We start from the raw sequence: 12,181 nt of genomic DNA on the forward strand, positions 1-12,181 counted from the left end.
TGTTTAATTGATATTCGATTGTTATCCTTTCGTCCGTACATAAGCCTTGATCGTTCCGCAGGTTTTTCCTTCTGAAATGCCATACGGGCGGATCGTGTAATCACCGACTACGGCCGGTACGATAAATGTCTCGGCATAATGAACGATAAACGGTTCGAACGCATTTACCGGACTTTCCACGATCAGTTCATCTCCTTCTATCACATTAAAAACGTTGACTCCCCCACCTGTATTGTGCGGCACTGTGCCGGTAAACCAGTGGCGGCGGGTTTCGATAAACTCATTTTCATGCAGACCGGTACGTTCTTCTACCCAGCCTTCGCCTTCGGCACGCGGTTCGAAATGATTGACCAACTGGTCGCGTACAAACTCCGTCTGCCGTTCCCATTGTATCACATGCGAACCGTGGGTGATGTTGATAGGACGCGGTTTGCCGTCCAACCCCAGGCGTCCCCAGTCCCATAACTTGAATGTGAAAAGGCTCGGGGTAGCACTGATCTCCAGTACCATCGCATTAGAACCGGAGCAATGGATAGTGCCGTTCGGGATCAGATAATGATCATGTTTCCTGGCCGGCCATTTGTTTACGTACTTCTCCGTATCGAACGGCTTACCCGATACCTGGGCTTCATTCAATGCGTCGATCATCTCATCCGGGTTCACGCCCGTTTTCAGACCGAGGTAAACGGTTGCATCCTCTCCGGCATCCAACAGATAATAACTTTCGTCCTGTGTATAATAGATGCCGAACGTATCACGGATATACTGGGTAGTCGGGTGTACCTGCAAACTGAGGTTGCCCCCTCCCATCGTATCCAGGAAGTCGAAACGGATCGGGAAATCCTGTCCGAAGCGCGATTCGACCGGGCCTCCCAACAGGTTACGGGTTTGATAAAATACAAGATTATTAGAGGCCATCTCAAACAGTTCGCCTTCTACTTTCAGATACAGGCTGTTCTCTTCGGGCACGCAGTCGAAACACCAGCCGAAGTTTGCTTGTTCCTTATCGAGGTCGCAAACTTCCTTCATCCATTGTCCTCCCCAGGGGGCCGGGTCGAAGAAAGGAACCACACGGAACGGTTTACGGGCTGTCTTTTCCAGTCCGGCACGCAGGGTTTCGCCGGTTATCATTTTAGGCATACCGGGGATATGAGTATCCAGCCAGTAATCTGCTTTCGGTAACAGTTGTTTTTTCAGGGCGTCACAAACATTCCAGTCAATGAAATATCCGCGTTTGTAATGGAGCGAAGGCGCTTCCTCCCGTTTTTTTACTCCCAGGCCGTCGATCTTTCCCTGGCGGAAACGTTGTTGTATCTCCCAACGTGCCATATCGACATAGACCAGTACATCAGCTTCGGGAACAACCTCTGCCGCAGCATGCCCGTAAACGATTACCAGTCCGGTCGCAGCTTTTATCTTTTCCCGGCATTCTTTTACTTTGTCCGCATCCAGGAAGTCTGCATAGTAAAACGGGGCACGGCGTCCAAAAAGGCGATCGTCTGTCAGATAAGGACGCGTCATCTTCTCAATATCTTCTACGCCTTTAAAACATTGATCCGAATGAATCATCAAAGAAGGATGCAATGTTGCCAGGTGTTCAGCCAGTTCCTCCGGGTATACACCATGATAACATTCAATGACAACGACCTTTCGTGCCAACTCTTCCGGGACGTTGCATACGTCCTTCAACTTATCCAAAACAGACTCCCAACCTTTCCAAAGAGCCCCGTCGACGGTTGTCGAGGGGCTTTTATCGTAATTACTTTTTCTCATTTATATGATATTTTATTATTTATTCTCTTCCGACCATTGATTGAACATCTCGATAGCTTTCGCCAGTACCCCGGCCGAACCTTTGAAATGACCGGAACCGCTGGGTACGCCGCCTTTGCCGTACCATTCATAAAATCCCTGGTTCTTTATGACGCGATCGATCATCGGACGCACTTCTTCGTAGGCTTCCTTCACCATGCCGTTGGCAATAAGCTGCTGGATCATACGACCGCCGAACCAGGTCCAGTCTCCCCCATTCTGATAAATATAGGGTTTGGACATTCCACCACGGAAGAACCCTTCCGGATAAGTAGGATACAACGTAAGACCGATACTCGGCATACCGGACAGGCGGACATTCTCCAACATCTGCGCATTGACAACGGCTATTTCTTCGGGAGACAACAGGCCGGCTTCTATCGCGATGGCGGTTCCTCCGTGATAATGCACATCCAGTTCGTTAAAGCCTTCCGGTATCGGAGATTTCTCCAGGTAGATATGGGGAATAAACTTCTGACGCTGTTCATCCCAGAGATGTTTGCGGGTATTCGCTGCTATATGCTGGCGAAGTTCTTTCCAGCGGGTCTTATCCACATTATCCGCAGTCATTTCCTGCATAAAATCGAGGGCGATGATAAACATGGCATTGTCGTAGACATCGATCGCTGGGTCCGACAATTCATTCATATCGCAACCGAAATCGTCGTTGGGTTGCACGTCGCCCCAGTCTGCCGTCATGGCTCCGTAGAGAAGGCCATATTGTTCGTTATAACGTTCCTTCATCAGATAGTCGATCATTCCGACCATACGGTCGTAGACGGTACGGCCGGCTACCACTTCGTTCAGGATAGAGGTGTCGCCGGTCTTGCGAATATACTTTCCTACGATATGGATCAGGGAAGATTCCTGGTCTGTTTCGACTGTATTCTTGAAAGCGACATGGTCGGGCGCAGCATCAGAATAATAAGGATGATCGTCACCCCAGTTGAAGTCTGTTTTCAGGACATATCCGTCTATCATCTCGTCGTTTGGCTGTTGCAGGGCAAAAAACAGCAGGATCGCATTGCGCAGATCGGACGGGTTGCTTTCTTCGCAGGCCACTTCAATAAAGGTATTCATATCGCGCGCCCATATCTGGGAGTAACCGCTTCCGGCATTAAAACCGCTGCGGATTACGGCACGGGCCATACTGTCGACGGTATGAAAACTTTGGTCGGCCAGGATATCCCCGGCTAACTGTTGAGTTGCTGTAGGCGCTGTACAGGATAGAAGTCCGCTACAAAACAAAGCAAAGAGTAAGTGTTTTTTCTTCATGAATCAGTTGTATTTATCCACGGCAAAGATAAAAAGGTTACTTCTGAATAAAACAAGCATTTGTTTCGATGTAGTTGGACTATCTTACGATTTGGAAGTTCGGGAATGCCGGTTAAACGGTGAAAGTTGCCTTCCTAGACCTAGGGAATGAACTTTAAACGGTGAAAAGTCATTTCTTAGACCTAAGAAGTCTACTTTAAACGTTTGAAACACGTCTTTTAGGCCTAAAAGATAAACTTTCACCATTGAAAAGCCACTTTTTAGGCCTAAGAAGTCCACTTTAAACAGTTAACCGGGATTTCTTAGACCTAAAAGACTCTTTTTCACTCTACAACCACCTCTTTCCCTTCGGTATTCGCCCGTACCAGATTATCGTACATGGCTTCGCAATAAACCGGGGGCAGATAGAAACGTCCCGGATAAACAGCACAGAGGTTGATCTTTACCGTTACCTGGCGACCGGAAGGCAGATAGTCGATGTAACTATACACCTTGTCGTCGCGAATATCCTGATAATTTATGCCTGTGGCTGTCTTGTCTGTCGCCCCGTCGTTCAGGAAGCGGGTGTTCAGGATTTCCCAGCCGGCAGGGAATATTTCCGTCAAGACCAGGTTGTTTATGCCACGGGCGGTAGGATTCTTGACCGTCACCACGGCTATGAAATTCGTTCCCTGCTGCATGTCAGCTATATTCACAGCCCGGCCGTTCTGGTCGGTGTAGCTGACGGCCAGCGACAGGCCGTTCGCATAGGCTTCTTCCTTGCCCTGTTCGGGAATACCTTCGGTAATGATGCGGGCGAACAAGGTCGATGTTCCGGTGTTCTTTAGTTCTACGGAAGCGGATGCCCCAGCTTTTTCCAGTAAGGTTTCCGTCCAAACGCTCTTGACGGAGCTGACTTTGTCATTCTTTCCGGCGCAGGAATAGGTGAAATCCATCGATCCGCCCACCTTGTATTTTGCCATGTATTCGGAGAGGGATACCAGGGCAAAGGCCGTGGATTGCGTACTCAGCCAATCGTCCGACGAAAGTTCTTTCGAGATGTCACGGGTGAGCAGGGCGGCTTCCTTACCGTCTCCGAGCAGGGTAAGCGTCATCAGGCGGATGGCCTGGTCGCGCAGGTCGCTACCGAATGTAAGGTCGTAGTCCGAATAATCTGTTTTCAGCTCCGTAGTCTTTTCGATCAGGTTCTTTGCCACGTCGCTGCGGCCGATCAAGGCATAGGCGGAGGCAAGCAGCCAGCGGCTCATCGGTTGCAACGATTTATTTTCTTTCAGGCGGTTCATAGCGCCTACTTCCGGCGTCTGTCCCAAGGCGAGGACATAGAGGCGATAGGCTTGCGTCATCTCTTCCGAACGGGAATAATAGGAGTTGACGGGCTTCCAGTCGCGTGCCACACGGCGGAGGTTATTCAGGACATTCCGTTTCATGCCGTCGGGCACCAGATATCCTTTCGTCTCGGCAGAAAGCAGGAAGTGGGTGGCATAGACCGTTCCCCAGGCATTGCTGCTGGTTCCGCCGGGCCAGTAAGAGAATGCACCGTCTACCGTCTGGTAAGAACGCAAGCGACGGATGACTTCCTTAACAGCGTTTCCGGTCGTTGTCTGCTGTGCCTTCGACAAAGCAGCAAATTCACCGACGTACAATTGCGGGAAACCTTTGGAGGTGATCTGTTCGACGCATCCGTGCGGATAACCGATCAGGTATGACAGGCGGGAAGACAGGTTCAAAGGCGGCACGTCGGATACTTCGAGTGTCAACGAATTGGTACCTTTCATTCCCGGCATCTGAACCGTTTCTTTCCAGGACTTGCCGGCTTCCAGGGTGACAGGCAATACCTTCACCTGCGGACGGGAGACTGAACGTATCTCGATATCCGTCGTGTAAACCGACTTATCGCCTTTGCCCGATGCAGTGATCGTTACGCGTCCGGCTCCCGGCTGGTCTTTCACTTTGATACGGAACGAGGCTAGCTTGTCGCTCTTCTCCGTAAAGTTCAATTGTTGGGTGGCCGGTCCCACAACTTCCATATTATCGGAACAACTGATCGAGACATTGACATTTCCGACACCGTTCTCGGTAGCAAATACGGTGGCGGGGACAACCATCTCTTCACCGACACCGATCACACGGGGCAACGTTCCGAGCAACATCACAGGCTTGCGCACGAAAACGCTCTTGTCGGCATTTCCGTAGGCTTCACCGTTGCCGGCTACGACCATGACCTTCACCCGACCGTTATAGTTCGGCATCCGGTAGGAATGACGCTGCTTCTCCCCTTTCTTCAGCAGGAACGGGCCGTCGAACATGACAACCGGCTTGAAACGGTTCACAATGGCTTTCGGCCCCTTGTTAAGGGCATCGTCGCCACCGATGCTGAACAATTGTTCGATACGTCCGCCGTAAGCGCCGACTACGAAATTATACATATCCCAGGTACTTACACCCAGGGCTTCGCGGGCATTGAACGCCTTCCAGGGTTCAGGGGTGCGGAAACGAGTCAGGTCGAGCAGGCCTTCGTCCACAATGGCTAAGGTATAGGCCATTTCGCGGCCGTCCTTTTCGGAAACGGTTACCTCATAGTTGGCTTCCGGCTTGATCTCGTCCGGTATGCTGATCTGGGGATATAAATGACTTTCCGGAGAGGTCACCGTGAACGGGACAACGCCGTACATACGGATCGGCAAATCGTTTTTCGTGATTCCGTGAGGCTGCAACAACGTCACATAGACGTAGGCATTCGGCTGCATCTCTTTGGTCACGTCCTGTTTGATTACGGTCTGTTGGTCGTCACAGGTATGTTCGGTGACGGACAATACCTTCGTGCCGTTTTCTATGCTGACAACGGCACGGCTTCCTTTGGCTGAAGGGATGGTGATAACCAGTTTCTCGCCCGGCTGGTAATTATCCTTATCCGTCTTGAAGGTCAGCATGCTGGCCGATTCACTGCCGTCGGCATTCCTCCGTCCCTCGTTATAAGGCCAGTCAAAATAACTCATGACACCGGTCGAATGCTTGCTTTCCTTATCCTTCACGGAAATAAAGTAAGTGCCCCACTCTTCATTGCCGAACGATAAGCTAAAGGTCCCGCGCCCGTTCTCCCCGGTACGGACTGTCATATTTTTGACGGGTTTGTTATAGGAGTCGGAGACATAGTTTGCCAGGCTACTGTTGTCGGAACTCCACCACCAGTACCAATACACTTTATAGACCTGCACCTCCAGTTCCGTATTGGCCTGCGGGTTACCCAGGTAATCGGCCGAAGCGACTTCGTAGGTGTAATTACTTCCTGTATTGAGTTGTTCGCGTGTCTGCTGCGGCGACTTGATACCGACATAGCGCTTATAAGGCGAATACAACATCCGGTTGGCATCGATACTGAAATCGCCCGATTCTTCGTACACACGGGTAACGAAGTTTGCCATCAGCATACCCGGGGCCGTCGAACCGATCTCAAACTTCGCCTGCACAAGGGCGTCTCCCTTCTCGTCGGTCGTTCCGGAAATCAGTTTGCTCTCTTCGCTGTTAAACACTTTCGAAGGATCATCGAAATAGAAATCCTTAAAGCTGCCGAAAGTGGTCGGTGTAGAGATAAAGGTTCCCTGAATATCGTATTTAAGGTTCCTTGCCGTTGCTCCCTGCAACCATTCCGTATGCAGACGTGCGTTCAGCGGTTCGCCGCGCAATAATGTCTTTTCGGGCATGGACAGGTCGATCTTCAGACGGTTCGGCTTGATGGATTCCACACGCAGGCGTTTGGTGAAGCTGACGCCTCCCACGTTTACAGTTACATTCCAGGCGCCTGTCGGTGCATCCGGTTCCGTCGGCATGGCAAACGAATACACACCCAGTTCTCCCCGGGTCTGTGTCTTACGCAGATATAATTGTCCCAACGGGTTATACAGTTCCATTACCACCGGATGGTTGGCGGGAAGTTTTTTGGCACGGTCGTTCAGCATAAAACTCAGGAACAAGGTATCGCCCGGACGCCAGACGCCCCGGTCACCATAGATAAATCCTTTAATGCCTTTCTGTACGACCTCGCCGGAGACATCGAAAGAGCTTAACGACAATGCCGATCCGCCATCCACACGCAGATACGAGCGTTCATTTCCCAAAGAAGCGATCAGATAGAAAGGCTTGCCCGAAGTTATCTTCAGACGGGTCTGTCCCTGGCTGTCCGTAATACCCGATGCCAGCTGCTGGTTCTGGTAGTTGTAAGCTGCGACATTGACACCATTCTCCGGATGAGTCGTCATCAGGTTATGCACCAGGACTGTCATTTCATTATCCTCACCTGCCATTGCTATCAGGCCGAGGTTGGTTGCCAGCACATTCTTGCCTTCTACCTTATTATAATAGTAACTATTCGAACAGGGGTCATTCCGTTCGCTGTAATTATAATCACTCCAGTCGAAATCACCATTATAATAATAGTATCCGCCATTATCGAAACGCGAACTTTCCTCTTTGAATTTGATTTCATCTTCAGCAAGCAATTGCTCGCGGGAGACTTTCACGGAATCGTCGCAAGGATAGGCCGACAGATCTTTATTGAAAGAAAGTTCGACACGATAAATGGCACCGGGTTCAGGTTCCATCATTTGCTTCATATCGATAGCATAGGTGTTCCATTGGGTAAGATCGCTGCCGTCTTCATCCAGGAAGATCGTCTTACGTGCAACCAGGCGGCCCACACGCATCAGGTCCGAAGTCCCGTCCAGATTATTCACTTGGAGGAACTGGCCGATATTCTGCTCCAATATCTTTATCACACGTACCACAACGCCACGAAGATAAACGGCCTGGAAAGGCACAAGCAATTGAGTGGATTGCGGTATAATAACTCCCTGCCCGACAAACCTGACATCCGGCAGAAGGCTGCTGATCTCGACCTGGCGGGTAATATCTTCTTTCAGAGTAAGGCCGTTCTTACTGCGTATCTGATGGTTCAGATGTACATTCATAACTCCCGTACGTTGAGCATCGGGATATAAACGCAGACGGTTCCCCTCCACATTCACCGTCTCGGAGGTATTCCCGGCGATAAAGGCCAATCCCTGCATATCCTGCGAAGAATCCAGCTCTTTAGAGAACGTCACTTCCACATACCGTTCCGGTTCCGTCACATAAGTCACGTCATAAACCTCAAAATCGTTCATATCCGGGATACTTACGGATAGCTGCTTATCTTCGGCAACGCCCAGTTTATTCGGGGCAACGGAAAGGGTAAGCGTACGGCTTCCGTCGGTTCCGGCCTGTACATTCTGCAAGGTAACCTGATGTTTTTTACCGTCGGGGCTGTGTTGCCATACAGCATCCACCTTTTCTGAGAAGCGGACCAACGATTCAACTGTTTCCGGTGTCTCCTTATCGGGGGTCAGCAAAGTGCACAGTACATCATAACCGTTCTCGTTCTTCTTGTTGATCTCCATCGATTCCAGATTGGCACGCAACGCCATAGGGAAAGTAGAAAAGCCGAAGGTAAACTGCTTGTCCTTGCCTGTCACGTCAAACCATTCGGAAAGGTCGGCCGTCAGCTTGTAGGAGGTATTCCGGTCAAACTCTTTTGCAGGTTTGAAAACGATAGTCCGGTTATTCTCAAAAGAGAACTCTCCGGCTATATCCGGTTTGATGCGGACCAGCTTCGACAACCGGTCGCTCTGTAATTTATCCTGTGGTATATCCTGATTGAATATCAGATACACCGGTGTATACCTGGATATTTTACCCGAGGTAAACGCTTCCACATGCGGGTTAAAAGGCAACTCTCCCGTCTCGCCTTCACTACTCTTTGAAGTACAACTGCCCAACAGGCACAACAAATAGCATAAACACATCAAATAAAGATACCTTGCCATATTTCTTCCAATTAACGGTTACTACTTATTCAAGATCAAAAACAAACATCAGCACATCTACTTATTTCACAAATATAAAGAATTATATTCTACGATAGAACGTATTCCACCTGATCTTTCATTTTTATCCTTATCTTTGTAATAACTATAACAATGGAAAGTATGGCAACTAAAACATTACATAGAGCAGAGATCATAGTAGATGAAAATATCGTGACAGTTTATATAGTATCAGCTTTAGGGCATTATGACGATAAATAAAACCTGGATAATATCTATTTTGCTGTTTATCCTGTTTCTTTGGGGAGGGATGTACCTGCTGGTTCCCCGTACCCTGTTCCCCGTATCTTACTCGACATTACTTTACTCTTCGGAGGGTAACCTGCTGGGGGCGAGGATTGCACCGGACGGGCAATGGCGGTTTCCGGCGACCGATTCTCTGCCGGATAAATTCATTACCTGCCTGACTACTTATGAAGACCGTTATTTCTTTTATCATCCGGGGATAGACGCGGCGGCCATTCTGCGTGCCGCCTATCTGAATGTCCGGTACCACCGCGTCGTCAGCGGAGGAAGTACACTGACCATGCAGCTAGCACGCCTCGCCCGGGGAAACCGGGATCGTACCGTGTACGAAAAAAGTATCGAGATGTGCTGGGCGCTCTTCCTGGAAACGACCCATAGTAAAAAGGAAATACTCAACCTGTATGCTTCCCATGCCCCCTTCGGAGGGAACGTTGTCGGCATCGAGACAGCGGCCTGGCGTTACTTTGGACGCAGCGCTTCCGATCTCTCATGGGCGGAAAGTGCCACACTGGCCGTACTACCCAACTCTCCCGCCCTTATCCATCCGGGCAGGAACCGAAAACAACTGAAAACAAAACGCGACAAACTCCTGCACACGCTGAAAGAAAGAAATATCATCGACAATACCGAATACGAACTATCCTGCATGGAACCCCTGCCGGAAGCCCCGGTGCCCTTGCCCAACGAAGCTCCTCATCTGCTGGAACGGCTGGCCGCCGGCACACCGGGAATACGTATCACCTCATCGGTACAGTATTCCTTGCAGAAACAAACCCAGGAACTCGTCAACCGTTATGCCCGGGAATACAGCAGTTCCAACCATATCCATAACCTGGCTGCCCTTATCGCCGACGTGGAAACCGGAGAAATCCTGGCCTATGCTGGAAATGCCACCTTCCAGGCCGACGAAAAACGGGGAAACCAGGTCGATATCATCACTTCCCCCCGTAGCACGGGGAGCATCCTGAAACCTTTCCTTTATGCCGGCATGCTGCACGACGGACAGATACTCCCTTCCACCCTCGTATCGGATGTACCTCTGAACATCAACGGTTTTATGCCGCAGAACTATAACAAGACATTTAACGGTGCCGTCCCTGCCCACCGGGCAATCGAACGTTCGCTGAACGTACCTCTGGTCCGCATGTTGTCGCAATATAATACCGGCCGTTTCATGACCTTACTGAAGACATTAGGTATGACCTCCCTCCGTTTCTCGGAAGAACATTACGGAGCGTCCCTGATTCTGGGAGGCGCAGAAGGTACTTTATGGGATATATCCGGAATGTATGCCTCCCTGTCCCGGGTTCTCACCCATTACCGTCCTTACAACGGACGATATAATCCGCAGGATATTCATCCGTTGACACCATTCCCCAACAAAGAAAAAGAACCCATACAATCAATCACAGACAAGCGACTTACCGATAAGCCATTATTATCAGCCGCCTCCATCTGGTTTACTTACGAAGCCATGTCCACCCTCAACCGCCCGGAAGAAGAAGCCGACTGGCAACAATTCGAATCGATGAAGCAGATCGCCTGGAAGACCGGGACCAGTTACGGAGGACGCGATGCCTGGGCTATCGGGACTACTCCCCGCTATGTCGTCGGCGTATGGGTGGGAAATGCGTCTGGCGAAGGTCGCCCGGGCCTGACAGGAGTAGGAAATGCAGCCCCTGTCCTCTTCGACCTCTTCTCACTGTTACCCGGCAGCAGTTGGTTCGATATGCCTTACGACGAACTGGAACAGGCGGTGATCTGTCGCAACAGCGGACACAAAGCCTCCCGGATCTGTGATCAGACGGACACATTGTATATCCCCCGTTCCGGCATCAACACCCCGGTATGTCCTTACCACAAACTCGTCCATCTATCGGCAGACGGACGTTTTCGTGTAAACAGTTCCTGCGAGTCTGTCGACCGGATGATCACCCGTCCCTGGTTCGTGCTCCCGCCTTCACAGGAATATTATTACCGTAACTACCATATCGACTACGTCCCCCTCCCTCCCATCAAACCGGGATGCGAACAGGCACAAAGCCGGCAGATCGAACTGATCTACCCGGAACACAACGCCATCTTATACTTACCGAAAGGATTCTCCGGCAAACAGGAGAAGTTTATCTTCAAAGCCGCCCATGCCCGTCCCGACGCCACCATCTACTGGCATCTCGACGACACGTACCTTGGAGAAACAACAGACAACCACCAGATCGCCTGCACAGTGGAGTCCGGTAAACACATGCTCACTCTGATCGACAACTGGGGTAATCAGCGTAAGATACTTTTCGAGGTGAAATAGTTATTCTTTCCCTATGTCGAAAGGTTCAAAATAAATGATATAATAAACAAAGTCCTTTACCCCGTACTTTTCCGACCACTCTTTAGGATTAACTTTCGCAAAACGTAATCCACAATAATCAATACCGGTTACAGGTTTCCCTTCAAACATAAAATTTTGAACCAAGCCTGTTGTATAAGCAATTACCGGTATAGTATCCGCCGTAATCAGAGGAACTTCCGTATAGGTTTCCATAAGTATATGACTTTTACAGTTCTTCACATCATATTTACGAGTTGAATGTACAGCTTTACTTTTCAGAGAGATTTTGGCTGTATCATTATCAATAGACTGGGCAAAATAGGTCAGCCGGATCGTCGAATCCTTTTCCTGAAAACGAATCGGTTCATCATAGGACAACTGACCATCCCGACAATGTACCATCACCAAATTACACATCTTTCCTGAAAAATCACCTTTAATAAATACCTGATAATAACGAATATCCTGAAAATCCATCAATTCCCGTGTCATATCATCCTTACAAAGTTCATAAGAGACTTCCACCTTCGAGGATTGGGCAGACATAGAAAACGAGACCAGACAAAACAATAGAAAAGTAAATATCCTACACATAATAAATCTG

The 12,181-nt window shown here is 49.7% G+C and carries 5 protein-coding genes; 1 reads left to right on the plus strand and 4 read right to left on the minus strand.

Annotation, left to right across the window (positions count from 1 at the left end):
• Positions 1-21: 21 nt before the first annotated feature.
• The 3 genes from HMPREF1535_RS20870 to HMPREF1535_RS20880 form a co-directional block, all read right to left on the minus strand.
• A complete protein-coding gene (locus HMPREF1535_RS20870; protein ID WP_046147361.1) occupies positions 22-1,773 on the minus strand; it encodes a class I mannose-6-phosphate isomerase in 1,752 nt (583 codons plus the stop codon).
• A gap of 15 nt (positions 1,774-1,788) precedes the next feature.
• A complete protein-coding gene (locus HMPREF1535_RS20875) occupies positions 1,789-3,087 on the minus strand; it encodes a GH36-type glycosyl hydrolase domain-containing protein (protein ID WP_007658098.1) in 1,299 nt (432 codons plus the stop codon).
• 323 nt (positions 3,088-3,410) lie between these two features.
• Positions 3,411-8,945: an alpha-2-macroglobulin family protein gene (locus HMPREF1535_RS20880; RefSeq protein ID WP_046147362.1), complete on the minus strand. Its 5,535-nt coding sequence runs from the start codon at positions 8,943-8,945 to the stop codon at positions 3,411-3,413.
• Between the two features lie 310 nt (positions 8,946-9,255).
• Here HMPREF1535_RS20880 and pbpC point away from each other — a divergent pair, with 310 nt between their 5' ends.
• The gene (gene pbpC, locus HMPREF1535_RS20885) at positions 9,256-11,556 is read left to right on the plus strand and encodes a penicillin-binding protein 1C (protein ID WP_167769564.1); all 2,301 of its coding nucleotides are present in this window, start codon (positions 9,256-9,258) and stop codon (positions 11,554-11,556) included.
• On the opposite strand, the gene HMPREF1535_RS20890 is transcribed toward pbpC, so the two are convergent.
• Entirely contained in the window at positions 11,557-12,171 is a 615-nt protein-coding gene (locus HMPREF1535_RS20890; protein WP_046147364.1) for a hypothetical protein, read from the minus strand.
• Positions 12,172-12,181 lie beyond the last annotated feature (10 nt).

The sequence above is a fragment of the Parabacteroides goldsteinii DSM 19448 = WAL 12034 genome, from assembly GCF_000969835.1.
Classification (GTDB): domain Bacteria; phylum Bacteroidota; class Bacteroidia; order Bacteroidales; family Tannerellaceae; genus Parabacteroides; species Parabacteroides goldsteinii.